Below are 24657 nucleotides of genomic sequence, written 5' to 3'. Positions count from 1 at the left end.
TACGCGATGTGCCCGTTCCGCGTGAATCCGGTGAACGCCCTGGGGCCGCGGAGAGGGCCGACCGACGGGTCTGCCGTCGGGCCGGATCAGCGGAGCTGGCAGTATCGGCGTATGGCTGAACAGATCATCGCCGCGTGTGACGGGGCATCGAAGGGAAACCCCGGGCCCGCGGCCTGGGCATGGGTCATCGCGGGCACGGACGGTGAGGTGGAGCGCTGGGAGGCCGGGCCGCTGGGCACCGCGACCAACAATGTCGCCGAGCTGACCGCGCTGCGAGAGCTGCTGGAGTCCACCGACGCGGGCGTGCCGCTGGAGGTGCGCATGGACTCCCAGTACGCGATGAAGGCGGTCACCACTTGGCTGCCCGGGTGGCGGAAGAAGGGGTGGAAGACCGCCTCGGGGTCGCCGGTGGCCAACCGTGAGCTCGTGATGCGCATCGACGAGCTGCTGGACGGCCGCACGGTGGAATTCGTCTACGTTCCGGCGCACCAGATCGACGGCGACCCGTTCAACGCTGCCGCCGACCGGGCGGCCAGCCACACGGCCCGTACCCAGCAGCCCGTGGGCACCTCGCTCGGCTCCGCCCTGCCACCGCCCGAGGCCCAGACGGCGACACGCTCGGCCGGTCGTGGTGGCGCGGCCCGCCCGCGTACGGCGGCGGCACAGGGGCGGGGGAGGGGCACCGGCCCAAAGGGGAACACCGGCTCAAAGGGGTCCATCAAGGCGAAGTTCCCCGGCCGGTGCCGCTGCGGTACGCCCTACGCCAAGGGCGAGAGCATCAGCAAGAACTCCGACGGCTGGGGCCATCCGGCCTGCGCCACTTGAGCCACGGGGTGGATCAGGGCGGGGAGAAGAGCGTGGGGAAGCGGGGTGCGAGCCAGGGCTTGCGGCCCCATGTGAGGACGCGGCCCCTGGCGACGGCGCTCCACGGTCCGAGGCGGCCCAGCGCCATGAGGAGGAAGGCCACGGGCTCGGTGAGGATGGTGCAGTCCGGGCGGCTCGGCGGCCGCGGTGTGACGGTCACCGCGCCGTCGGTGAAGGTGGCGCCGAAGCAGGCGCCACCCCTCAGGTGGATGGCGTAGCGGGCGGTGAGCCCGGCGGCGGCGGTGGTGTCGAGCACCCGTGGCATGGCCGTGATCAGGAAGGGCAGGGTCAGCTCGACCCGGGCCCGGTTGAGCATGTGCGGGCTGCCCAGCGCGCGGGCGAGGTCGTAGCCGTGGCCGAGCATATGGGTCAGCAGATACGACCCCAGTACCTCCAGGCTCATCGGGCCCATCGGCGTGACGAGTTCGCCGTGTGACGCGTGTGACGCGGGCCGGGCCGCGGACTGGACGAAGGCGTCGGCCTGCTCCACGATCATGGCGGCCAGCGGCTCGGCCCGGCGCTCGGCGAACGCGGCGAGCGCGCGCTGGTTCGCCTCCGCGAGCCCATGCGGTGTGCCGTCCCCGTAGCCGCGTTCTCTGCCGTCCGCGAGGTGCGCCATCAGCTCATTGGCCTGCGCCAGATGCGCCGCCGCCTCCCCGACCGTCCACCGCGACCCGGGCACCGGAGCCCCGGTGCCGGATGCGCCGCACAGCGTGGCGGCGATGTCGGCCGCGGTGGCGCGTATCGCCTCGTGCAGCCCCGTGGGCCACGTGCCGCCGTCGTCCTGCCCGTTCACCGATTCCACGCACTCTCCCTACACCTGGCCGGGAAGCTCCCTCGGCGTACGGTGCCACGTGTCCCACGGTCGCCGGTATCGTATCGCGGGTCACGGTGTCAGCACGATCCTGCCGAACACCTCGCCGGTGTCCATCTTCCGGTGCGCCAGCACGGCTTGCTCCAACGGCAGCAGCTCGTGCACCACCGTATGCAGTTCGCCGCGGCTCGCGGCGTCGAACTGCTCGGTCCGCACGGCACGTCGATCGGGCTCGGCCACGGTGGCGGCGCTGAAGGCGGCGAACGACATCGACTTCTGGAACGCCGCCATCATCTTCATACCGAAGTCCGCCGGTGGCATGCCTCCGACCGCGCCGACGGCCACCATGCGACCGTTCGGGTTGAGCCTGGCGAAGAAGGACGGCATATCCGCGCCGGCGATGATGTCGATGATGACGTCGTAGCCGGAGGGAGCGTCGTCGCCTCCCTCGCCGGAGCGGTCCAGCACATGGGTGGCGCCGAGCTTGCGCAGCCGATCGCCACGCTCGGCCGACGACGTCGTGACCGCCACCGCCCCGGCACCGCCACGCGCCGCGAGCTGGACCGTCATGATGCCGAGGCTGCCGGCCGCGCCCCGCACCAGCACCGAGTCGCCGGGAGCGAAGTGGGCATGGGACAGGCCGAAGTGGGCCACAACTCCGGAGCTCCCCAGCGTCACCGCGTCGACAGCGGAGAGGCCCGCGGGGAGGGGGAGGATCTCCTCGACCGCGGCGATCGCCTGTTCGACGTAGCCGCCGTTTACGCCGGTGAACGCCCACACGCGCTGACCGACCCACGACGTATCGACGCCGTCGCCGACCGCGGTCACGGTGCCCGCCACCTCGCTGCCGGGGATATGGCCTTCCTTGAAGCCGTAGCCGGCGAGGGTCCCGCGGCGGATCACGGCGTCGGAGCCGCCGACACCGATCGCCTCATTGGCGATCAGCACCTGTCCGGCGGCCGGAGTCGGGACGGGGAGGTCGATCACTGCCAGACCTTCGGGAGGTCCGAACGCCTGGATCGCGACTGCCTTCAAGGTCGTCTCCTTGCTCTGGGGTGGAGGAGGTCGATGGGATCGACGGGATCGATCGGAACCGGCCCGAGGGACGCTAGCGGACGCCCCCGTCCACTTTGGCTAAAGTGAGAGCCGTGACCGACCGTCTGCCTCACACTCTGCGCTCCGACGCCTCGGACAACCGGGAGCGCATCCTCGATGCGGCCCGCACGCTGTTCGCCACCGAAGGGCTGAAAGTGCCGATGCGGGAGATCGCCCGGCACGCCGGGGTCGGCCCCGCCACGCTGTACCGCCGTTTCCCGACCAAGCAGATGCTGGCCACCGAAGCCTTCACGGACGAGATGCGCGCATGCCGCGCCATCGTCGACAAGGGGCATGCCGAGCCGGATCCGTGGCGCGGCTTCTGCCTCGTGATCGAGAAGACCTGTGAGCTGCACGCCCGCAGCCGGGGCTTCACCGAAGCCTTCATGTCGACCTTCCCCGATGCGATGGACTTCGTCGCGGAGCGCGAATACGCGCTGAGGTCGATCGCCGAACTGGCTCACCGCGCCAAGGACGCGGGCCATCTGCGTCCCGACTTCGTCCTGGACGACCTGGTCCTGATGCTGATGGCGAACAGGGGCATCCACACCACATCGAAGGCCGCCCGGGCCGCGGCATCCCGGCGCTTCGCCGCGCTCGTGATTCAGGCGTTCCGAGCCTCGCCGCAGCACTCACCGCTGCCGCCGGTGGCACGCTTGGCACCCGCGGCGCCAGGCAAGATCACATGAAGACGCGGCTCAGGGCCGACCGGCCCGCGTAGTGTTCTGGCGGTCGGCCGCCGGAAGACCGAGGAATCTGGAGAGTCGGGCATGGGCCTGTGGGACAGGGCGCTGGATGCCGCGGGGATCAGCGATCCCAGGCTGCGGGAGGACTATTCGCAGCAGCGGAAACTCGTCGCGGGCTACCGGCGCAGCTCCTACCTCGCCGCGCGCCTGCTGCTGCCCCCGCCGTTGTTGCCGCATGTGATCGCGGCGACCGCCTTCATGCACCGCACCGACACCCTCCTCGACAGCGGCCCCGTCGCGGAGCGCGCCGGGGCCTGCGCGGAGTGGGTGAAGGAGGTATGTGACGGCCTGGCCGGTGGCGAAAGCGACCATGCCGCCGTACGGTCACTGCTGCACACCGTCTCCGCGCACCCCGGGATGCGCGGCCGGATCGAGGACTTCCTCGACGCGGCCGCCATGGAGTTGGAGTTCGCCGGATTCGCCACCGAAGCGGACTACCAGCGCTACGTCGACGCGTATGCGCTCCCGGCGTTCATGCTGATCGCGGGCCTGATCGCCGGGGAGGATCCGGCAACGGACTACCGCGAGGCGTGCCGTATGTACATCGACGGCAGCCAGCGCCTGGACTTCGTCAACGACCTGTCCGAGGACCTCGCCGACGGGCGCCTGAATCTGGTGCGGGAGACGCTCGACGCTCATGGTGTCACCCGCGCCGACCTGGAGAACGCCCGGGACACCCCCGCGATCCGGAGCCTTCTGGCGCACCTGCTCGGCCAGGCCCGCGAGTGCCTGGCCACCAGCCGGAGCATGGTCGGCCTCGCACCGCCCGACGGCCGACCGCTCTTCCGCGCCATGATCCGGATCGAGCTGCTCACGACCACGGCGGCCGCCACCAAGGGCCCCGGCCTCCTCCGCGCCTCCGCCCGTCCGCCGCTACCGGCCACCGCGCGGGTTCTGCTCCGGGAACGCCGCAGCGCCCGTCACCTGCGCTGAACCCTTGTCGTCCGTGGCATCTCAGGAAGCGCGTGCCTCGCTGGGCTCGTCCGGACCGGCGGCCGCATCCGTGGTGGCCGCCGAATAGAAGACGGACTTCTTCTGCTTGGTGCGGTGTGCTTGCCCCTTGGCGACAAGCGATTCGAGAGTGCCGCGCACGACCGTGGGCTTGATCTCGCGGTCCGGAAGAGCCTTGCTCAGCGCGGCGGTCACCTCTGCCGCGGAGCGGGGCTCACCGTGCTGGGCGAGGTCATTACTCACAAGCTCCCGAAGCGTGGGCACCCCCGATTCCCGCACCCGCTGACGCCGCGGACGGCTTTCGCCCGGCTCCGCCCTCTTCCGCTTGCCACCGGCCGCGTTGGCCTTCTTCCTCGCCTTGCGCGTGGCGGACAGCGCCGCGACCTCTCGCTGCGCGGAGGAACCATCCCCGGAGCCACTGACGCCACCGTTCTCCGTCGCGCCACCGGCGGCATCGCCACCAAGGGTCTGCCGCATGCTGAGCAGAAGCGCCCGGTTGTCTTCCAGCACCGCCAACTGCTCTTGCAGCGCCACGATTTCGGAGCTGAGACGTTCGTGCTCGGCGTAGTTGCGTTCCAGATCGGCCGCGACCTGAGCCGCGTACTGGGACTTCAAGTTGGCGCTCTCGGCAGGAGTGTCCACTACGAGCTCCCTTATCTGGGCCCATTGCACGTTGGTGCTGGATGGTACATCCGTGTGAATGCCACGTGGGGTTGATCCCGCCGCTGGGCTGGGTCTGTGGCCACTCGCGACCGATCGGCCCGCCCGGCACCAAGTACGCCTGCAGCAGCGCCAATTACCTCGTCCCGACCGGCGTGGTCGAGGCCGTGACAGGGCGCTCCTTCGCGGACCACCTCAGGCAGGCGGTCGCGTCGCGGAGCCTCTTGTGTCAGTAAGGTGACGCCCATAAGGTGACAAGCGTCAGGCTATCCACGAGGCAGTGGCGGGCCCCGGGGCGGGGGAGTGGCGTTGAGGTGCCGCCGGGGCCTCAAACTCCTCAACTGAGGGAGGGCTCAACCCCTCAACCGAGGAAGGTGAGATGACGACCACCGCATCCGGGACCGCTTCCGCCGAGGAAGCACCGTTCTTCCCCGCCCCGCGCAGCTGTCCGTTCAGCGCGCCTTCGCAGCACACCGCGTTCCGGGAAGCCGGTGGGTTGCACAAGGTCACCATCTGGGACGGCTCCACGCATTGGCTGGCCACGCGGCACGCGGACATCCGGGCCGTCCTCTCCTCCCCGTCCTTCAGCGCCGACGTACGCAACCCGGACTTCCCGCTGGTTCACTCCAACCAGCCCGAACACGAGGGCGGTCTGTTTCTGCGGCTGGACGACCCCGAGCATGCCCGGCTACGGCAGATGCTCACCAAGGAGTTCAGCGTCAGGCGGACTCAGGCGATGCGCGAGCAGCTGCTGCGGATCACGGATGAACTGATCGATGCCATGCTGGCCAAGGGCGGTCCGGTCGACTTCATCCAGGACTTCGCGCTGCCCCTGCCCTCCCGGGCCATCTGCCTCATCCTCGGTGTCCCTTACGAGGACCACGCCCTTTTCGAGCGCCATGCCAACGCCGGGACGGACCTGGACGTCAGCCACGAGGAGCGCGCCCGTACGCAGCGGGAGGCGTTCGCGTACTACGAGGCCCTTGTGGAGCGGAAGCGCCGTGAGTCCTCGGACGACATGATCAGCCGGTTGCTTACGCATCACACCGGGCCGGACGGGTTCGCGCCCGAGATGTTGCCCGCCCTGGTCGGGATTCTGGTCGGCGCCGGGCACGAGACCACCGCCAACATGCTGGGCCTGGGCACGATGGCGCTCCTGGTCAACCCCGATCAGCGGGACCGGCTGCGGGACCGCCCCGAGTTGGCCCCCAGCGCCGCGGAGGAGATGCTGCGCTACTGGAGCATCGTCTCCACCGATCCGCGGCGTGTGGCCCTCGAGGACATCGAGGTGGGCGGGCAGCTTGTCCGCGAGGGGGAGGGAGTCATCGTCTCGCTGATCGCGGGGAACCGGGATCCGCGTGCCTTCGGCGCCAACCAGGGTGAGAGCCCCGCGAATACGCTCGACATCGGGCGCAACGCCCGCCGCCACGTGGCGTTCGGATTCGGCTCCCACCAGTGCCTGGGGCAGAACCTGGCGCGGGTGGAGATGCAGGTCGCCTGGCCACGGCTCTTCGAACGCGTCCCTGGGCTGCGGCTCGCCATCGCCGAGGGCGAACTGCCCTTCAAGAAGAACTCCATCGTCTATGGCCTCACGTCCCTTCCGGTCACCTGGTGAGCGGCGTACGGAAGCGCGCTGGATCACCGGCCTTCCGTGCCCGGGCATCGACGTACCGCAGAATGTGACGCATGAACGAGGACACCGCCACCGACACCACACGTAGGCGCAATCCCCGTGGCCAGGGGGACCGGCTCCGCGCGGAGATTCTGGCCGCCGTGGCGCGGCTCCTCGACCAGAAGCTCACCGGAAACCCCCTGCCGGTGTCCCTCCGGGAGGTGGCACGCGAAGTCGGCATCGCCGCCCAGAGCATGTATCTGCACTTCGCCGACAAGGACCAGCTCGCCCGGGCCGTCGCCGAGGACGGCTACCAACGTGTCGTCGCGGCCATGCGCGACGCCGACGCCCAGGCAGCTGCTCAGGGAGCCGATGCCGGCGAGCGCCTCCGCGCCCAGGCGAACGCCTTCTGCACCTTCGCCCGCACCGAGCGCGGTGTCACTCGCCTGATGTTCGGTCATAACTCGTCCAGCTTCGGCGTACCCGGCCGGACCCATCCGGCCCGTCTGCTGTGGCGGCAGTGGGTCGATGCCATCCACATCTGCGAAGCGGAAGGGCTGCGCTGGCCGGACGGCGCCGAACAGACCGCGATGCTCCTGTGGTCCGCCCTGTTCGGCCGTTTCGCCCTGTGGACCTCCAGCTTCGGACGGCAGGACGCGCAGGAGCTCGCCACCTTCGTCGACCGCGTCGTCGAGACGCTGCTGCGCGACGCGCACCGCTGACCGGGCAGTGGCACACGGCGTGTGCCGCATGGGGCAGACTGCGTGCGGCATCATGATCACTCGCCGTTCCCGGACCGACGCGGTGATCGGCGCGCCAACCGGCCAAGTACGTGAAAGGAACCACGGATGACCTTGGACGCACGATCGATACGCACCGGCGCGGACTCAACGGCAGGCTCGGTGGCGGACGACCTCCCGGCCACGATGCGCGCCGCGCGGTTCGACACGGCAGCGGGCACGTTGAAGGTCGAGGAAGTGCCCGTGCCCCGGCCGGGAGTGGGCGAGGTCGTGGTCAAGGTGGCCGCGTGCGGCATCTGCCAGTCGGACCTGAGCCAGCTCGACGGCCGTATCCCGCCACGGCTGCCGGTGGTCACCCCCGGACACGAGGCATCGGGCGTGGTGGCGGCGGTCGGCGACGGCGTGGGGCACTGGAAGGCGGGCGACCGGGTGGTCCTGGGGGCGGGGAAGGCGTGCGGTACGTGTCCCGCCTGCCGGTTCGGCGGTGGCACGAACACCTGTGAGGACCTCCAGGTGATGGCCTTCCACTACGACGGGGCCTGGGCCGAGTACGTCCTGACCGACGCCACCACGCTCATCGCCGTGCCCGACTCCGTACCCCTGGAACACGCCGCCGTGCTCGCCGACGCCGTCTCCACCCCGTACGGCGCCATCGACACCGCCCAGCTGCGGTCCGCCGAATCCGTGGGCATCTGGGGGCTGGGCGGTCTGGGCACCCACCTCGTGCAGCTCACCCGCATCTGCGGAGCCTCCCCGATCGTCGCCCTCGACCCCCTCCCCGCCGCCCGCGAGCGCGCCCTCGCCCTGGGCGCCGATTTCGCGCTCGACCCGACGGACGGTGACACCAAGGCCAGGCTGAAGGAGATCACGGCAGGCAAGGGCCTGGACGTCGCCTTCGACTGCGTCGGCCGTACGCCCTCCTTCACCCAGGCGGAGCGTGCCCTCGGCCACCGGGGCCGCCTGGTGCTCGTCGGCATCTCTCCCGACCCTCTGGCCGTGGGCCCGGAGCTCCACTTCGTGCGCAACCGCCACACGGTGATCGGACACACCGGGTATCGCATGGAGCATCTGGAGGACCTGGTCGAGCTCACCGCCCGGGGCCGTCTGGACATCTCCGGGTCGGTCAGCGCGATCCTGTCCCTGGAGGAAGTCAACGAGGGCATCCGCCGGCTGCGTGAGCGGGAGGGCAACCCGATCCGCATCCTGCTGCGGCCCTGAGCGCGCGGCTCAAGCCAACGGCCGGCGTCTGCCGTGGGCGAAGGGGCCGAACGCGGCGGCGCTGCGGGGCCGCGGGCCCCGCTCAGGCCCCGGCCGCCCGGGCGGTCTGATCGACCCGTTCGCGTACCCAGGCCAGGAAGGTCCGTACCTCGGCGGCGGGCAGCGGGATCGCGGAGGAGCGGGGGCGCTCGAAGCTGCGCACCGCGGCCTCGATGAGCGGCCGGAACTCCCCCTCGGCCAGGGCGATTTCACGCGCCGCCGTGCGTTTGGCCAGCCAGCGGCCCGTACGGCAGAACACCACCGAGCGGCAGCCGTTGAGCACACGGCTGTCGGCGAGGTGGCCTTCGCCGTCGCTGTGCTCACGGACGGAGGCCCGGATCGCGGCGAGCAGATCCGGGCGGTCCGGTGCGGCGACCACCTCCCGGGCCGGGCGGCCGAACAGCGTCAGCCCGGTCTGGTGGGCCACGGAGCGGTCGATGACGTACCAGAACGCCGGGGACCGCGCCGCGTCGAAGTCGGCCCGGTTCGGCAGCAGCGGGCCGGTGTTGAGGTCCAGAAGGTACCCGGCAGCACCCGAGGGATGGCGGACGAAATCCGTTCCGTAGACCACCAGTTCCAGCCCCGCCGCCGGGCAGGGCAGATGCGGGTGGGCGAGGGCCCCGGCCAGGTCGAGCAGGGCCGAACCGGGCAGCGACGGTTCCACGACGACCGTCACATCGACGTCGCTGCGCCCATGGCGGTAGTCCCCGAGTGCGAGGGAACCGACCGCGAGGACACTCATCAGATGGGGCCCGCACACCGTGCGGGTGCGCCGGACGAGTTCTTCCAGATAGGGCCGCAGTTCGGTGGGGAGGGACCGCGGACCCTCGCGCGTGTGGGCCACGTGCCCAGTATCCCTGGTGTGAGGTGCGTGGACAGCCGTGGCTCAGCCTGCCGTGTCCGAGAGCCGCGAAGAGGCGTCGGCGAAGGTGGCCAGATCAAGCCCGGCGTCGCCGAGCACCGTGGCGGCCACACCGCGGGCGATCTGAGCGAGACCCAGGAGCAGGTGGTCGCAGTCGATGTGCGTCGAACCCGCCGTCTCGGCCAGCTCCTCCGCGATCGCGATGGCCTTGCGGGAGTAGGGGGTCCACGCGATGCGTTCCGCTGCCTGCGACGCTCCCATGCTGAGTCGGCTCCCGACCGCCTTGTGCACGTCTTCGGGTGATGCACCGGCGGCTCGCAGGAGCCGTGTGGCCTTGTTGTCCTCCGCGGTCAGTCCCCAGAGCAGATGTTCGGTGCCGATGTAGTTGTTGCGATGCTGCACCGCCGCCCGCTTGATGTGCGTCATGGCCTGGCGGAGGTCCTCGGACATGGTCTCGGGGCCGTAGCGCTTGTGCGGGGCGTGAAAGCGCTGCTGCACCGCTTGCCGGGTCACACCGAGCGCCGCCCCGATGTCCGTCCAGGAGGAGCCGTGCATCCGGCAGTGCTCGACATAGTCCTCCACCAAGTCATCGGCCAGGGCCTGCAGTTGGCCCGCCAGGTTCGCCGCCGTCGACAGCAGTGCGAGCCAGTCGGGCTGCTCTTGTCCACCGGGGCGGTGTGCGGCATCGCAGGTCCTGTCCACTTGCGCGATGAGGTCGTCCAGATCAGGAAGAGGCATGGGGCAAGTACGCCTTGACAAAGTGAAATTGTCAAGGCGTACTTGCGTTTCTTGAGCGGAGGGCGCTCTGCCCGTGATCGGCCGGGAGCTGTCGGCTTCGCTCACCGGCATCCAGTGGATCACCGACGGCTACACCCTTGTCTTCGCCGGGTTCCTGCTGAGCGGTGGAGCGCTGGGGGACAGGCTGGGGAACCGACGGATCTTCTGCACCGGCGTGGTGGTGTTCACCGTGTCCTCGGCCGCCTGCGCCTTCGCGCCGAGTGCCCCCTTCCTCGTCGCCGCCCGGATGGTGGAGGGCCTCGGCGCGGCGCTGATCGTGCCCGGCTCGCTGGCCCTTCTCCAGCAGGCGTATCCGGCTCCGGCCGCCTGCTCGCGGGCCTTCGGGGTATGGGGCTCCATCGCGGGGATCGCGGCCTCGGCGGGGCCGCTGCTGGGCGGGCTGCTGGTCTCCACCGTGGGCTGGCGGTGGGTGTTCCTCATCAATCTGCCCGTCGGCGTCGCCTGTCTGGTCCTGACACTGCGTCGCGTGGCCCCCTCCGACCCGCTCACCACCCGGCCGCTCGACTGGCCGGCGCAGTGCGCGGTCGTGGCGGCGGTGGCCCTGCTGACCGCCGCGCTCAACGAGGCGGGCCGACGCGGATGGTCCGATCCGGCCGTCCTCGCCGGGGCGGGCCTGTCCGTACTGGCCGCCACGGCGTTCGTGTTACGCGAGCGGCTCGCCCGCTTCCCCGCCCTGCCGACGAGCCTGCTGCGCTCGCGAGCGCTGGGCGGCGGAGCCGTCATCGGCCTGCTGTTCAATTTCGGCTTCTACGGCATGGTGTTCACCGCCAGCCTGGACTTCCAGCACCAGCGCGGCTACAGCGCCCTTGTCACCGGCCTCGCGCTCTTCCCGGCGGTGGCGATGACCATGTTCGCGTCCATCCTCTCCGGGCGGCTGGCCCGCATGACCGGCGATCGTCCGCTGGTGTGCACCGGCATGCTTCTGGCGGCCCTGGGGCTGGCGGGCTGGGTCGCGGCGGGAGCCGAGCCCGCCTACCCGCTGCTGGTGGTCCCGATGATGGCAGCGGGATTCGGCACCTCCTTCGCGCTCACCGGCTCCGCCTCCACCGTCATGGGCGCCGCGCCCCCGGCGTACTCGGGGACCGCCTCGGCCCTGTTCAACACCACCGCCGGCTCGGCAGTGCCACCGGCGTCGCACTCGGCGGCACCCTGCTCGCCACGGTCGCCGACTACGGCGAGGGGCTGCGCACCAGCATGGCCGTGGGCGCCCTCGTCTATCTGACCGCCGCGGGTCTCGCGTGGTTCTGCGTACCGCCCAAGCCCGGGAGCGAGACACCTGATTCGGAGGCCCACACGGGCTGATCGAGGCGGTCACGGTGGGCCGCTACGGGACGTCGCCCGCGGCGTCGGGCTCCCACGCGTACACAGCGGTGACGGCCTCGACGAAGGCGCTGTGCCGTTCCTCGATCATGTTCGCCATCCACGACTCGATCGGCTGACCGTCGTCGAGGACACGTTGCACATTGATGAGGGTGAGCGATAGCTCACGGGCCGCGTTTCGGACCGCCTCCGGGCCTACCACTTTGACCCGTAATTCGGCCGAGTGGAACCGTTGCTTCGCCGCCTCTGTGGCCGTTGCTTCCGCCGTGGGCAGGATCAGGGCACCCGCGTACGCCTGGATCGCACCCAAGGTCACCTGATAGGCGTCGTGGCGGGCCTGCATGAGCCATCGCTCCGACTCAGCCCGCGCTTGGTCCCTCACCTGCTGGCGCGCCGCCTCCACGGTCTTCTCGCCGCCGATACGCGCCGCCCGCGCCGAAAAGCCGCCCCCAATGAGGGCGCCAACAAGGGCCGCCACGCTGGCGAAGAACGCCGCGAGTCCTTCGTCCATACGGTCTCTCCCCCCGCCTCACCGACTTACTACTCGGCTCCCCCGGCAAAGCCATAATGAAGCCCGCGGCCCGGGACCGGCAGTCCCGCGGGCAGCCGGGAACCGGAAAGCCCGGGCAGGGCGACGGCGTCCCAGTCCACGCCCCCGTCCGCGAGGTGCGGGCCGAGGCCGGCCGAGGCCACCTCCGCGCCGTCCACATAGGCGGTCAGGGTGGGTTCGCCACCGATGCCGCCCTCGGCCAGCGTGAACCACTTGTCGCAGGCCCAGCGGATCTCATCGGCGTCGGACGCGACGATGATCGCGCTGTGCCGCACGGAGCCGCTCCATGCCTCGTCCTCCATCACATAGAAGCTGTACGCACCCTCCGCCGCGGGCTTGTCACTGACCCCGAGGAGTACGGCCAACTCGTCCAGCCCGGCCCCCGCGTGGCGGTTGGGACCGGCCGCGCGTATCCGGGCGTACAGCCCCTCCGCCTCGATATGCCGCCGTTCGACGGTGCTCTCGTCCTCCCCGTACCCCTTCATGACGTCGGGGTTCATGTCCAGACACGCCTCCCAGTAGGAGATCTGCTGGGCGAGGCGCCCGGCCAGCAGGGCCAGAGCCTCGACATCATCGGGGTGTGCCTCCACGGCGGCGCGCAGCCAGGGCTCTTCGGGCCAGGTCGGCTCGCCGTCCCCGGGCTCGGCCGGGTCCGCCGCCGTCAGGCACAGCAACCGCCCCAGCCGCAGCGCGGCTCGGGCATCGCCCGCGGCCGCCGCGCTCCGCAGCCCTGCGATGGTCTCGTCAGTGATCGTCATGGGACGACGCTACGCCCGACCACTGCGCGGTCGACGGGCCATGCCCAGGGGGTCAGACCATGGCCGGCAATCCGGGCAACAGCTTCTCGAGCGTGATGGGGAAGTCCCGCACGCGCACTCCGGTGGCGTTGAACACCGCGTTGGCCACCGCCGCACCGGATCCGCAGATGCCCACTTCACCGATGCCCTTCGCGCCGAGGTCATTGGCCTTGTCGTCGTACCCCTCGAGAACGACGGCCTCGATGTCGGCGGGGATGTCGCCGTGGACCGGCACCAGATACCCCGTGAAGTCCCGGTTGACGAAGGCGCCGGATCGCGGATCGACGACGGCCTCTTCCTCGAGGGCCGCGCCGACGCCCCAGATCATGCCGCCGATCAGCTGCGAACGGGCCGTCTTCGGATTGAACACACGGCCCACCGAGAACACGCTGAGCATCCGCCGCAGACGGATCTCGGCGGTGTCCGCGTCGACGCCCACTTCGGCGAAATGGGCCCCGTAGGTGTTGATCGAGTAGTCCGAGTAGTTCGGATCGTCGCCCATGAAGCGGGTCTTGCCCTCCGCCTCCACACCGTCGGGATGGTGGCGAGCGACGATCTCGCGCAGCGCCTCGGACGCGCCACCGATGGCCACGTCGCCGTCGGAGAACACGGCGGCTGCCGGGTCCTGGCCGTGCAGCGGGGAGCGTGCGTCGCCGCAGGCCGCGGCCAGCAGCTTCGTGCGCAGGGCCGCGCAGGCCCGGTGCACCGCGGTGGACGAATTGGTGGCGCCCCACGAGCCGCCGGACCCCCAGCTGGAGGGGTTATCCGAACGTCCGAGGTCGATTCGCACCCGTTCCAGCGGGAGTCCGAGTCCCTCGGCCCCGACCTGGGTCAGGATGGTGTAGGTGCCCGTGCCGATGTCGGTCATGTCGGTCTGGATGACGGCGGTGCCGTCCGGCTCCAACCGCACCCGCACGGTCGTCGGCCCCTGGAAGTGCCCCCGGATGGCGGCCGACATGCCGTAGCCGATCAGCCACCGTCCCTCGCGCACACTCGCTGGCGTGGCCGGGCGGTTCTCCCAGCCGAACCGGCGCGCGCCTTCGCGCAGGCACTCCACCAGGTGCCGATCGCTGTACGGCACGTTCCGCTCGGGATCGACGGTGGGCTCGTTGCGGATCCGCAGTTCGACCGGGTCCATCCCGAGCGCATCGGCCAGCTCGTCCATCGCCGACTCGACCGAGAGCATGCCCGGTGCCTCGCCCGGCGCGCGGACGTCCGTTCCGCGCGGCAGGTCGAGCGCCGTCAGCCGGTGGCTGGTCAGCCGGTGGGGCGCGGCGTAGAGGCTGCGGACGGTGGCGGCGGTCTGCTCGGCGTACTCGACGTCGGGGTTGGTGTGCATGGTGACGTCGTGGGCGATCGCGGCCAGCTGTCCGTCGCGCCCCGCGCCCAGCCGGACCCGTTGGCTGGACGTGGGGCGCATGCCCACGAGCTGGAAGACCTGCTGGCGGGTCAGCGTGACCTTGACCGGCCGGCCCAGTGTGCGGGCGGCGAGCGCCGCCAGGATCGTCTCGGAGTGGATGCCCAGCTTGGAGCCGAAGCCGCCGCCGACGAAGGGGGTGACGATATGGACCCGCTCCGGGTTCATCATCAGTGTGCTGGCGACCGAGTCCCGCGCCGCGTCGGTGATCTGGCAGCTGACGTAGACGACCAGGTCCTCGCCGCGCGGTTCCGCCATGGACGCGTTCGGTTCGATCGGCATCGAGAACTCGTACGGCGTCGTGTACTGCTCGTCGACCTTGACCTCCGCACCGGCGAACCCGGCGTCGAAGTCGCCGACCGCGGTGTCGGTGGGGAGACCGGCGTTGACCGTCTTCGGGATGTAGGTGTCGTCCTCGAACTCGCCGAAGTCGAAACGGCCCCGCCCGGAACGGTATTCGACCTCGACCAGATCGGCCGCGTCCCGTGCCTGCTCGAAGGTCTCGGCTACGACCAGTGCCACCGGCTCGCCGTAGAAGTGGATGTCCGGGCCGGTCAACATCGGCTGCGCGCGCCAGTATTCGAAGGGAATGGACTCGTCGCGGGGGCCTTGCGCCGGGGCGTTGAGGTAGGTCATCACCAGCTGGACACCGGGCGCGCCTTCCGCGTCCCCGGTGTCGATGCGGGTGATGCGGCCCTTGCCGATCGTCGCGCCGACGATGAAGCCGTAGAGCGGCTGACCGGCCTCCCAGTGCTCGTAGGCGTAGGCGGCCCGGCCGGTGGCCTTCAGCGGGCCGTCGACACGGTTCACAGCTTGCCCGATCATCTCGCCTCCTCAGCTCGCCCCGGCCGCTTGCGCCAGCGTGCGGCACAGTGTGCGCTTGGCCAGCTCGATCTTGAAGTCGTTGTCACCCCGCCCGACCGCGCCGCGCAGCGCCGCCTCGGCGGCGGCGCGATAGGTGTCCATCGCGGCCGGACGGTCGGTCAGCGCGTCCTCCGCCTCGACGGACCGCCACGGCTTGTGCGCCACACCGCCGAACGCCACCCGCGCCTCTCGGATCGTTCCCTGGTCGGCCGAGACCACGGCCGCCACCGAGACCAGAGCGAACTCGTACGACGCCCGGTCCCGCACCTTGCGGTAGATCTGCCGGCCCGGCAGGGGCGGCGGCAGGAGCACGCCCGTGATCATCTCGTCGTCACCCAGCACGTTCTCGATGTGCGGCGTATCGCCCGGCAGCCGGTAGAAGTCCGTGATGGCGACGCGGCGCATCGATCCATCGGCCCGCAGCAGCTCGATCTCCGCGTCGAGCGCGGTCATCGCGACGGCCATGTCCGATGGGTGGGTGGCGATGCAGGACTCGCTCGCGCCGAGGATCGCGTGGATCCGGTTGAACCCGCCGATCGCCGCGCACCCCGATCCGGGGTTGCGCTTGTTGCAGCCCGCGGCCGTGTCGTAGAAGTAGGGACAGCGCGTGCGCTGCACCAGATTTCCCCCGGTGGACGCCTTGTTGCGCAGCTGCCCCGAGGCGCCCGACACCAGCGCCTCCGACAGCACCGGATAGCGGGTGCGCACGCTGGGATCGGCCGCCACATCGGAGTTCCGCGCCTGGGCGCCGATACGCAGTCCACCGTCCGGCAGCTCCTCGATGTCCCGCAGCGGAAGCCTGCTGATGTCCACCAGATGGCTGGGGTATTCGACGTCGAGCTTCATCAGGTCGAGCAGATTGGTGCCGCCGCTGATGAACTTCGCGCCCGGCTGGGCCGCCGCGGCGACGGCGGCCCGGGTGTCCGTCGCCCGCTCGTAGGTGAAGGACTTCATGTGGCGTCTCCCTCCGCGCTGCCGCGGATGGCCGCGACGATGTTCGGATAGGCGGCGCACCGGCAGATGTTGCCGCTCATCCGCTCGCGGATCTCGTCATCGGTCAACGCGACCCGCGGCGAGGACACGTCGGTGGTGACATGGCTGGGCCAGCCCGCCTTCACCTCGGCGAGCATGCCGACGGCCGAACAGATCTGGCCGGGGGTGCAGTACCCGCACTGGAAGCCGTCGCACTCGACGAAGGCCCGTTGCATGGGGTGCAGATGGCCGGGATCGCCCAAGCCCTCGATCGTCATGATCTCGTCGTCCTCGTGCATCACGGCGAGTGTCAGGCAGGAGAGGACGCGTCGGCCGTTGATCAGCACCGTACAGGCGCCGCACTGCCCGTGATCACACCCCTTCTTGGTCCCGCTCAGGCGCAGATGTTCACGCAGCGCGTCGAGCAGCGAGGTCCGCGGATCCACCTCGAGCTGCCGCACCTGATCGTTGATGTTCAGCTTGATCGCCGAGGGTGGGGCCATCTCGCCCTGGCTCCGCCTCATGGCGCGCGTATCCGAAGCGCTCATCACGGCCCGCCTTCCTCGCTAGGTGCAGGTGTCACCCCGGATGTGCGGCGCGACTGCCGGGCACGCTCCCTGGCTCCAGGCTCTCGCAAGAAGGCGCACGTCGCACCGCGAGAAGGTCGGTGACTGCGTGTTGCTCACTGAGTACTGACCGTGTGTCGGTGTCGTCTTGGGCCGTGGCAACCCGCGCCCCGGCGACCGCAGGTGTAACAGGGGCGCCTCCCGGGCACCCGCGCCCGGAAAGGATCAAGCCTCTCAAGAGAGCGGGCCCGGTCCGGACGCCTGGCCGGGACCGCGGAACGGAAGGCCATGAGCAGCGGTTTCATGGGTCCGGGGGACTTCGGTCCAGACCCGTTCGAGGAATTCATGGCGCGATTCCTCGGCGGCGGACCGCGCCCCGGCCTCCGCCACATCGACATCGGCCGCCTGATGAGCGACCCTGCCCGGCAACTCGTCGCCGAAGCGGCCACCTACGCCGCCGAGCACGGCAGTGCCGATCTGGACACCAAGCATCTGCTGCGTGCGGCGCTGGCCACCGAGCCGACCCGGGGGCTGCTGGCGGGGGCGGGCGCCGACACCGACGCGCTGGCCGCGGAGATCGACCGGATGAGCGGCGAGGGGCCGCGGCGCACCCAGCTGTCCGTCACCCCCGCGGTCAAGCGCGCCCTGCTGGACGCACACGAACTGGCCCGTGCGAACGGCGCCTCCTACATCGGCCCTGAGCATGTGCTCGGGGCGCTGGCCGCCAACCACGACTCCACGGCCGGCCGTATCCTCAACTCCCTGCCCTTCGACCCCGCGGCGGGCCGGGGCGGACCGCAGAGCGCACCGGGCCGGCCGTCGGTCAGCAGGGCGGCCGGTCAGCAGCCCGGCCGACGGCAGAACACGCCCACCCTCGACAAGTTCAGCCGCGATCTGACCGACCTCGCCCACGCGGGGCGGATCGACCCGGTCATCGGCCGTGAGCAGGAGATCGAGCAGACGGTCGAGGTGCTGTCCCGCCGGGGCAAGAACAACCCCGTACTGATCGGCGACGCCGGTGTCGGCAAGACCGCCATCGTCGAGGGACTCGCTCAGCGCGTGGCCGAGGGAGACGTCCCCGACATCCTCCTCGGCCGCCGGGTGGTCGCGCTGGACATGTCCGCGGTCGTCGCGGGCACCCGCTACCGCGGCGACTTCGAGGAGCGGCTGAGCGGCATCATCGACGAGATCCGCACCCACTCCGAGGAGCTGATCGTCTTCATCGACGAGTTGCACACCGTGGTCGGCGCGGGATCGAGCGGCACCGAGGGCGGTTCCATGGACGCGGGCAACATGCTCAAGCCCGCCCTGGCCCGTGGCGAACTCCATGTCATCGGCGCCACCACACTGGAGGAGTACCGCCGCCACATCGAGAAGGACGCGGCGCTGGCCCGGCGCTTCCAGCCCATCCTGGTCCCGGAGCCCTCCGCCGCCGACGCGGTGGAGATCCTGCGCGGCCTGCGCGACCGCTACGAGGCCCATCACCAGGTCCGCTTCACCGATGAGGCGCTGCTCGCCGCCGTGGAACTGTCCGACCGCTACCTCACCGACCGGTTCCTGCCCGACAAGGCCATCGACCTGGTGGACCAGGCAGGCGCCCGGGTGCGGCTGCGCTCGCGTACCAAGGGCACCGACACCCGCACCCTGGAACGCGAGGTCGAGAAGCTGACCCGGGACAAGGACCAGGCGGTGGCCGCGGAGGAGTACGAGCGGGCCACCGAACTGCGCGACCACATCAGCGAGTTGAACCGCCGGATCGAGGCCGACGGCGGCACCGAGCCCGACGACGGACAGGGCCTGGAGGTCACCGCCGAGGACATCGCCGAGGTGGTCTCCCGCCAGACCGGGATCCCGGTCAGCAGCCTCACCCAGGAGGAGAAGGCCCGCCTGCTCGGCCTGGAGGAACACCTTCGCGAGCGGGTCATCGGGCAGGACGAGGCCGTGGGCGCCGTCGCCGAGGCGGTGCTGCGCTCCCGCGCCGGTCTTGCCGACCCCGGCCGCCCCATCGGCAGCTTCCTCTTCCTCGGCCCGACCGGCGTCGGCAAGACCGAACTCGCGCGGGCGCTGGCCGAGGCGCTGTTCGGCAGTGAGGACCTGATGGTCCGGCTGGACATGAGCGAGTACCAGGAGCGGCATACCGTCAGCCGGCTGGTCGGCGCCCCGCCCGGATACGTCGGCCATGAGGAGGCCGGGCAGCTCACCGAGGCGGTGCGCCGCCGCCCCTACGCGCTGCTCCTGTTCGACGAGATCGAGAAGGCGCATCCGGACGTGTTCAACACACTGCTCCAGGTGCTCGACGACGGCCGGCTCACCGACGCCCACGGCCGTACGGTGGACTTCCGCAACACGGTCGTCGTGATGACCAGCAACCTCGGCTCCGAGGCCATCGGCGGGCGTGGCGCCCTCGGCTTCGGGACCGCGGACGCCGAGACGGACGAGCAGGCCCGGCGCGAGCGCGTCCTGCGACCGCTGCGCGAGCACTTCCGCCCCGAGTTCCTCAATCGCATCGACGAGATCGTGGTCTTCCGGCAGCTCACGGACGACCATCTGCGCCAGATCACCGATCTGCTGCTGGAGGAGACCCGCCGCCGGCTGCACGCCCAGGACGTCACCGTCGAGTTCGCCCCGGAGGCCGTCGACTGGATCGCGCGGCGGGGCCACGAACCCGCGTACGGTGCCCGGCCGCTGCGCCGCACCATCCAGCGGGAGGTGGACATCCGTCTGTCGCGACTGCTGCTGGACGGCGAGATCCCGTCCGGCGCCCGGGCCCGGGTGGAGGTCGCGGACGGACAGCTGGTGTTCCACACCGACACCGCCTCGAACGCCGGGCGACTGTGACGCTCACGGTCGGTGTGCCGCGAACGCCGGGCCGTGCCCGGCCACTCTTCCGCCGTATGGTGGGAAGAGTCCACCGGGGACGGCGCCCGAACGGGGTGGCGGACCGGGGGAGCCGGCGCGCCGCAGGCGGAAAGGAGCGCATCGGACATGGACCAGCAGAACTCGCACCCTGACCGCACTCCCGGGCCTGCCGGATCTCCCGGGCCTTCCGGAAGTCCTGGGTCGCCCGGAAGTCCTGCGACTCCCGGATCTCCCGGATCTCCCGGACTTCGGCCGAGCGTGGGCGTGCCCCCGGGCGAGACCCCACCGGCCGAGGGCGGCCTGTCGGAAGCGGGCCCCCGCGAGACGTACAACCCCACGAAGGGCTGGTCGAAGGGGCCCACGATCGTCATTTGGCTCTTTGTGGCGCTGTTCGTGACCTTCTGCATCGCGTTCGCGGTCGCCGTGCTGGGGTGATCTGAGGCGAACCGGGGGAATGCAACCGGCGGCCCACGTCGCGGCATGCCACGGCCCCCGAATGCCACGGCCCCCGAGGGCGAGGCTCTCGGGGGCCGTCGGAGATCTTTCCGAACTTTCCGTCAGCGGATCAGCTGCCGATGCGGGCCTTCAGGAGCTGCTTGCCCAGCTCGGCTCCCTTGCGGCTGTCCGCCTGGGCCTTGCGGAACAGCTCCGCGACCTCGGTGTCCTTCTCCCGTTCCGCGTCCTGGATGTAGGTCTCCATGCGCAGCGCGTTGCTCAGGCATGCCTCGACGTACCAGACGAGGTTGTAGTCCTTGTCCTTCGTGCCGGTGGCCTCGCCGGTCTCGGCGGTGTGGGTCATGGTGTCTCTCTCCTTTCCACTGACTGGCGGCCGAGTGCCCTTGACGGCCTGGGTAATGCATGGATCGGCTGCGCTCGCGCCCCTGATCGCAGGTGATGTTCGCCTTTCGCGGTGACAGGGAACACGGGGATGGACGCGAAGGAGGCCACCTTGATGCACGACGACCGCGAAGCGCCGAGAAACGGCGGCCGTGCGGCTCGGTCCGGCCGTGTGGAGACCCGCGAGGAGCGGGCCGACCGCAAGTGGGCCGAGCTGCTCCAGGAGGTGAGGGTGACGCAGACGGGCGTCCAGATTCTGTTCGCGTTCCTGCTCACGGTGGCCTTCACCCCGCGCTTCCACGATCTGGCCCAGGTGGACCGGGCCATCTACGTCGTGACCGTCCTTCTGGGTGCGGCGGCCACCGGCGCGTTGATCGCACCCGTCTCCTTGCACCGGATCGTCACCGGACGCCGGCTGAAGCCGGAAACGGTGGACTGGGCCTCCCGCTTCACCGTGGCCGGGCTGGTGCTGTTGCTGTGCACGGTGGCGTCGGCGCTGCTGCTGATCCTGCGTGTCGTCGTGGCCGATGCCACCGCGTTCTGGCTGGCGGCCGCGGCCCTGCTCTGGTTCGTGATCTGCTGGTTCGTACCCGCGGCGTGGCTTTTCCACCGCTCGCGCAAGGAGCGCTGAGGAGTGCTTGAGGAGCGCCGAGCAACGCCTGGGCCGCTGGCAGGCCGCTGGAGGGCCGCTGGAGGGCCGCATCGCCCGGCACGCCTCACCTGGCCTCGCACGGTTTTCTCCGCAGGTGGAAGGGCACTCGTCCGCCATGGATCACATGCAGGCTCCGATTCTGGAGGCCCTGGCTCGCTACCACGAGCGTGGGGCCCTCCCGTTCACTCCGCCCGGGCACAAGCAGGGCAGGGGCGCTGACCCGGAGGTCGTCAAGGTCCTGGGGGACGAGGTGTTCCGCGCCGACCTCCTCGCCTTCGGCGGCCTTGACGACCGGCTGGGGTCGGGTCGTGTGCTGGAACGCTCGGAGGAGCTGATGGCTGACGCGGTGCGCGCCGAGCACACCTTCTTCTCGACCTGCGGCAGTTCACTCTCCGTCAAGGCGGCGATGCTGGCGGTGGCCGGCCCGCACGAGACCCTGCTGGTGGGCCGGGACGCGCACAAATCGGTGGTCTCCGGCCTGATCATCTCCGGTGTCCGGCCGAGCTGGGTGGAACCCGAATGGGACGGTGTCCGCCATATCGCGCATCCGCCGTCGGCCGCGTCGTTCGAGCGGGCATTCGATGAGCACCCGGAGGCCAGGGGAGCCCTGGTGACCAGCCCCACTCCGTACGGATCCTGCGCCGACCTGGCGGGGATCGCCGAGGTCTGCCATCGGCGTGGCCGTCCGCTGATCGTCGACGAGGCGTGGGGAGCGCATCTGCCGTTCTGCTCCGAGCTGCCGAGCTGGGCCATGGACGCGGGCGCCGACGTCTGCGTGACCAGCATCCACAAGATGGGCAGTGGCCTGGAGCAGGGCTCGGTGTTCCATCTCCGGGGCGACCTGATCGAGCCGGCCGTCCTGAAGTCCTGCGTCGGTCTGCTCGGCACCACGAGTCCGTCCGTGCTCCTCTACGCGGGAATGGACGGGTGGCGTCGGCAGATGGCGCTGCACGGCGAGGAACTGCTCGGCGCGGCCCTGCGCCGGGCGCATGCGGTGCGCGATGAGATCGCGGCCATCGACGGACTGCATGTGGACGGGCCCGCGGACTACGTGGGACCCGGTCTGGGCAGAGATTTCGATCCGTTTCCGGTCGTCATCGACCTGACCGGTCTCGGGATCAGTGGTTACCGCACCGCCGACTGGCTCCGGGGACATCACGACGTCAACGCCCATCTGGCCGACCACCGGCGGATCAGCACCCAGCTCACTCACGCCGACGACCTCTCGACGACCGGAGCGCTGCTGACGGCGCTGCGCGAGCTGGCGGACCACGCGGAGGATCTGCGGCCCGCCCCCGAGGTGGCCGTACCGACACCGGACGAATTGCGGACGGAACAGTCCTGTCTGCCGCGGGACGCCTACTTCGGCGCCACGGAGGATCTGCCCGTGGCCCGTGCGGCAGGCCGGGTGGCGGCCGAGATGATCACCCCCTACCCCCCGGGCATACCGGCCGTGCTGCCCGGCGAGGTGCTGAAGCAGCCGGTCCTGGACTATCTGCGCTCCGGGCTGAAGGCCGGGATGAACCTCCCCGACGCGACCGACTCCGGGCTGGACACCATCCGCGTCCTGGTCAAAGGGACCGGAGCCGACTGACGCCCAGGCGCCGACCGATGTACAGGCACAGGCCAGCTCGAGGTGGGGCCGACCAGGACGTAGCCGGAGGGAGCGGCTGGTCCCCGAGGTGGGCGCGGAGGATCTCCTCGACACCGGCGGCGATGCGCCTGCCTCTGCGCCTCTGCGCCTCGATCGTCATGCCCGAGCAGTGGATGGTCATCGCATGCCGGGGCATGGTCCGCCATGTCGCCCGCGTACCCGGCCGGATGGCCGCTCTCCAACGCCTCCACCAGGGCGTCGGTGTCCACGATTGGCGCCACGGGCGGCGTTCCAGTCAGCTGCCACGTCGGACTCGGCGACGAGGTCGTCCGGCCGCGCGTACCCGGGGATGAGATTTCGCACCAGCGCGAGGATCTGCATCACGTTGTGCTCGGCCACGCTGACCACGTTGCTGTCGGTCACCTCGGTGACCCGGACACCGCGCCGCCCGGCCGCCTCCATGTCGACTCACCGGACACCTCCCCGGTGCCCAGCGGCGTCGATGGATCAGTGCGGAGTACCCGCGAAATCCCATGGCAGCCGGATCCGCGACTACGGGGCACCCGACGAGGCGAGGCGAGGGCTGAGCGGGTGGCATGGTCCGGTGACGTTGTCCACGCCGCGATTGCGGCAGGTGGTGAGGGGAACCCGGGCCGTGAAGCCACAGCCCAGCAGAGACGGCCCACCACGACAGAGGCGGACGGAGCAGAAGGAACGGTGAGCGACACGCACCCCGCGGCGACGACCCGGCCGATGCCCTTGCCCACGGCGCGGTTGCCCACGGCGCGGGGAGAGGTGTCCGGCGCGCTCGTCGACGCCCTCGTACGCGAGCCCGGCGGGGCGGCGCTGCCCGGCGGCCGGTCGATCCGGGAGGCCGATCCGTACGGCGACGATCCGCAGCTCGCGCTCTATGTGTGCTACGAGCTTCACTACCAGGGCTTCTCCGGTGTGGACGACGCATGGGAGTGGGATCCGGAGCTGCTCCGGATGCGGCAGGCGCTGGAGCGGCGCTTCCTGGACGCGCTGCGCTCCGACGCCACCACGCACGACGACCCGGACGCCGCCGTGTCCGGGTTGCTGGTGGAGCCCGCCGACGGCACGGGCGTGTCGCGCTTTCTCCGGGACGGGGGCGAGCTGTGGCAGATGCGTGAGTACATCGCGCATCGGTCGCTCTACCAGCTCAAGGAGGCCGACCCGCATGTGTGGGTGCTGCCACGGCTGCGGGGCCAGGCCAAGGCGGCGATGGCGGCCGTGGAGTACGACGAGTTCGGGGGCGGGCACGGGGACCGGGTGCACGCGGAGCTGTTCGCCGATCTGATGGCCGACCTGGGTCTGGACCCGACGTACAACCACTACCTGGACGCCACGTCGGCGCGGATGCTGGCGGTGGTCAACATGATGTCGCTGCTGGGCCTGCACAGAGCGCTGCGCGGCGCCCTGGTGGGCCACTTCGCCACGGTCGAGATCACCTCCTCGCCCGCCTCCGACCGGCTGGCCCAGGCGCTGCGACGGCTGGGCGCGGGCGAGGCGGCGCTGTTCTTCTACACCGAGCATGTCGAGGCCGACGCCGTGCACGAGCAGGTCGTACGCCATGGCGTGATCGACGACCTCCTGAAGCGCGAACCCGGGCTCGCCGCGGACGTGGCGTTCGGCGTCGATGCCACCGTGTTCCTGGAAGACCGCTTCGCCGATGAGGTTCTGGACACCTGGCGGAAGGGCCGGTCCTCACTCCGCGTCCCGCTGTGATCCCGGCTGCCCCACCTCCTCGGACCCCGGCTCGGGTGCCACCGCCCGGGTGGTGCGGCCCGGCAGGACGAGCAGTGCCACGGT

General features: G+C 70.6%; 24 protein-coding genes. 12 read left to right on the top strand and 12 right to left on the bottom strand.

The window, feature by feature from the left end:
* Window positions 1-111 precede the first annotated feature (111 nt).
* A complete protein-coding gene (locus tag GWI24_RS11430) occupies window positions 112-825 on the top strand; it encodes a ribonuclease H (protein ID WP_210945796.1) in 714 nt (237 codons plus the stop codon).
* Between the two features lie 13 nt (window positions 826-838).
* Here the strand turns inward: GWI24_RS11430 and GWI24_RS11425 are convergent, their stop codons facing one another.
* Together GWI24_RS11425 and GWI24_RS11420 are read right to left on the bottom strand one after the other, a co-directional pair.
* The gene (locus tag GWI24_RS11425; protein ID WP_210945795.1) at window positions 839-1669 is read right to left on the bottom strand and encodes a maleylpyruvate isomerase family mycothiol-dependent enzyme; all 831 of its coding nucleotides are present in this window, start codon (window positions 1667-1669) and stop codon (window positions 839-841) included.
* Window positions 1670-1750: 81 nt separating this feature from the next.
* Window positions 1751-2713: a zinc-dependent alcohol dehydrogenase family protein gene (locus tag GWI24_RS11420; RefSeq protein ID WP_210945794.1), complete on the bottom strand. Its 963-nt coding sequence runs from the start codon at window positions 2711-2713 to the stop codon at window positions 1751-1753.
* A gap of 113 nt (window positions 2714-2826) precedes the next feature.
* Here GWI24_RS11420 and GWI24_RS11415 point away from each other — a divergent pair, with 113 nt between their 5' ends.
* Together GWI24_RS11415 and GWI24_RS11410 are read left to right on the top strand one after the other, a co-directional pair.
* Window positions 2827-3462 (top strand): TetR/AcrR family transcriptional regulator, encoded by a 636-nt coding sequence (locus GWI24_RS11415; protein WP_210945793.1) that lies wholly within the window; start codon window positions 2827-2829, stop codon window positions 3460-3462.
* Between the two features lie 81 nt (window positions 3463-3543).
* A complete protein-coding gene (locus GWI24_RS11410) occupies window positions 3544-4452 on the top strand; it encodes a squalene/phytoene synthase family protein (RefSeq protein ID WP_210945792.1) in 909 nt (302 codons plus the stop codon).
* Window positions 4453-4473: 21 nt separating this feature from the next.
* Here the strand turns inward: GWI24_RS11410 and GWI24_RS11405 are convergent, their stop codons facing one another.
* The gene (locus GWI24_RS11405) at window positions 4474-5112 is read right to left on the bottom strand and encodes a hypothetical protein (RefSeq protein WP_210945791.1); all 639 of its coding nucleotides are present in this window, start codon (window positions 5110-5112) and stop codon (window positions 4474-4476) included.
* A gap of 397 nt (window positions 5113-5509) precedes the next feature.
* On the opposite strand from GWI24_RS11405, the gene GWI24_RS11400 reads away from it, so the two are divergent.
* The 3 genes from GWI24_RS11400 (at window position 5510) to GWI24_RS11390 (ending at window position 8700) form a co-directional block, all read left to right on the top strand.
* Window positions 5510-6745: a cytochrome P450 gene (locus GWI24_RS11400; protein WP_210945790.1), complete on the top strand. Its 1236-nt coding sequence runs from the start codon at window positions 5510-5512 to the stop codon at window positions 6743-6745.
* A gap of 71 nt (window positions 6746-6816) precedes the next feature.
* Complete coding sequence (locus tag GWI24_RS11395; protein ID WP_247616208.1) at window positions 6817-7464, top strand: TetR/AcrR family transcriptional regulator; 648 nt, start codon at window positions 6817-6819, stop codon at window positions 7462-7464.
* A 126-nt stretch (window positions 7465-7590) separates the two neighbouring features.
* A complete protein-coding gene (locus GWI24_RS11390; RefSeq protein ID WP_210945789.1) occupies window positions 7591-8700 on the top strand; it encodes a zinc-binding dehydrogenase in 1110 nt (369 codons plus the stop codon).
* 82 nt (window positions 8701-8782) lie between these two features.
* Here GWI24_RS11390 and GWI24_RS11385 read toward each other — a convergent pair whose 3' ends face one another.
* Window positions 8783-9583 carry an aminoglycoside adenylyltransferase domain-containing protein gene (locus tag GWI24_RS11385; RefSeq protein WP_308343615.1) on the bottom strand — a complete coding sequence of 267 codons (801 nt, stop codon included), beginning with the start codon at window positions 9581-9583 and terminating at the stop codon, window positions 8783-8785.
* 42 nt (window positions 9584-9625) lie between these two features.
* Window positions 9626-10339 carry a Clp protease N-terminal domain-containing protein gene (locus GWI24_RS11380; protein WP_247616207.1) on the bottom strand — a complete coding sequence of 238 codons (714 nt, stop codon included), beginning with the start codon at window positions 10337-10339 and terminating at the stop codon, window positions 9626-9628.
* Window positions 10340-10412: 73 nt separating this feature from the next.
* On the opposite strand from GWI24_RS11380, the gene GWI24_RS11375 reads away from it, so the two are divergent.
* Window positions 10413-11621, top strand: coding sequence for an MFS transporter (locus GWI24_RS11375; protein ID WP_308343614.1), 1209 nt, complete (start codon window positions 10413-10415; stop codon window positions 11619-11621).
* Window positions 11622-11723: 102 nt separating this feature from the next.
* Here GWI24_RS11375 and GWI24_RS11370 read toward each other — a convergent pair whose 3' ends face one another.
* The 5 genes from GWI24_RS11370 to GWI24_RS11350 are packed head-to-tail and all read right to left on the bottom strand — an operon-like array spanning window position 11724 to window position 16822.
* Window positions 11724-12230, bottom strand: a complete 507-nt coding sequence (locus tag GWI24_RS11370) for a hypothetical protein (protein ID WP_210945788.1) — start codon at window positions 12228-12230, stop codon at window positions 11724-11726.
* A gap of 29 nt (window positions 12231-12259) precedes the next feature.
* Window positions 12260-13027: a hypothetical protein gene (locus tag GWI24_RS11365; RefSeq protein ID WP_210945787.1), complete on the bottom strand. Its 768-nt coding sequence runs from the start codon at window positions 13025-13027 to the stop codon at window positions 12260-12262.
* A gap of 52 nt (window positions 13028-13079) precedes the next feature.
* The gene (locus tag GWI24_RS11360; protein WP_210945786.1) at window positions 13080-15308 is read right to left on the bottom strand and encodes a xanthine dehydrogenase family protein molybdopterin-binding subunit; all 2229 of its coding nucleotides are present in this window, start codon (window positions 15306-15308) and stop codon (window positions 13080-13082) included.
* Between the two features lie 9 nt (window positions 15309-15317).
* Window positions 15318-16301 (bottom strand): xanthine dehydrogenase family protein subunit M, encoded by a 984-nt coding sequence (locus GWI24_RS11355; protein ID WP_210945785.1) that lies wholly within the window; start codon window positions 16299-16301, stop codon window positions 15318-15320.
* The gene (locus GWI24_RS11350) at window positions 16298-16822 is read right to left on the bottom strand and encodes a 2Fe-2S iron-sulfur cluster-binding protein (RefSeq protein WP_247616206.1); all 525 of its coding nucleotides are present in this window, start codon (window positions 16820-16822) and stop codon (window positions 16298-16300) included. The genes GWI24_RS11355 and GWI24_RS11350 overlap by 4 nt, the downstream gene beginning before the upstream one ends.
* Before the next feature lie 351 nt (window positions 16823-17173).
* Here GWI24_RS11350 and GWI24_RS11345 point away from each other — a divergent pair, with 351 nt between their 5' ends.
* Both GWI24_RS11345 and GWI24_RS45080 read left to right on the top strand, forming a co-directional pair.
* A complete protein-coding gene (locus GWI24_RS11345; RefSeq protein ID WP_281789674.1) occupies window positions 17174-19723 on the top strand; it encodes an ATP-dependent Clp protease ATP-binding subunit in 2550 nt (849 codons plus the stop codon).
* A 147-nt stretch (window positions 19724-19870) separates the two neighbouring features.
* Window positions 19871-20179, top strand: a complete 309-nt coding sequence (locus GWI24_RS45080; protein ID WP_247616205.1) for a DUF6480 family protein — start codon at window positions 19871-19873, stop codon at window positions 20177-20179.
* 130 nt (window positions 20180-20309) lie between these two features.
* On the opposite strand, the gene GWI24_RS11335 is transcribed toward GWI24_RS45080, so the two are convergent.
* Window positions 20310-20543 (bottom strand): hypothetical protein, encoded by a 234-nt coding sequence (locus tag GWI24_RS11335; protein ID WP_210945783.1) that lies wholly within the window; start codon window positions 20541-20543, stop codon window positions 20310-20312.
* 153 nt (window positions 20544-20696) lie between these two features.
* On the opposite strand from GWI24_RS11335, the gene GWI24_RS11330 reads away from it, so the two are divergent.
* Both GWI24_RS11330 and GWI24_RS11325 read left to right on the top strand, forming a co-directional pair.
* Window positions 20697-21212, top strand: coding sequence for a DUF6328 family protein (locus GWI24_RS11330; RefSeq protein WP_210945802.1), 516 nt, complete (start codon window positions 20697-20699; stop codon window positions 21210-21212).
* Window positions 21213-21348: 136 nt separating this feature from the next.
* Window positions 21349-22827, top strand: coding sequence for an aminotransferase class I/II-fold pyridoxal phosphate-dependent enzyme (locus GWI24_RS11325; protein ID WP_210945782.1), 1479 nt, complete (start codon window positions 21349-21351; stop codon window positions 22825-22827).
* Here the strand turns inward: GWI24_RS11325 and GWI24_RS45075 are convergent.
* A complete protein-coding gene (locus GWI24_RS45075) occupies window positions 22725-23078 on the bottom strand; it encodes a hypothetical protein (protein WP_308343617.1) in 354 nt (117 codons plus the stop codon). The two genes, GWI24_RS11325 and GWI24_RS45075, sit on opposite strands and share 103 nt — an antisense overlap.
* A gap of 502 nt (window positions 23079-23580) precedes the next feature.
* Between GWI24_RS45075 and GWI24_RS11315 the strand changes: the two genes are divergently transcribed.
* Window positions 23581-24573: an iron-containing redox enzyme family protein gene (locus tag GWI24_RS11315; protein ID WP_210945801.1), complete on the top strand. Its 993-nt coding sequence runs from the start codon at window positions 23581-23583 to the stop codon at window positions 24571-24573.
* Window positions 24574-24657: the final 84 nt, after the last annotated feature.

It is taken from the genome of Streptomyces sp. MK37H (assembly GCF_018035285.1).
Taxonomy (GTDB): domain Bacteria; phylum Actinomycetota; class Actinomycetes; order Streptomycetales; family Streptomycetaceae; genus Streptomyces; species Streptomyces endocoffeicus.
Note: the sequence above shows the minus strand (reverse complement) of the source record. Positions and strands in the feature narration are given on the sequence as shown.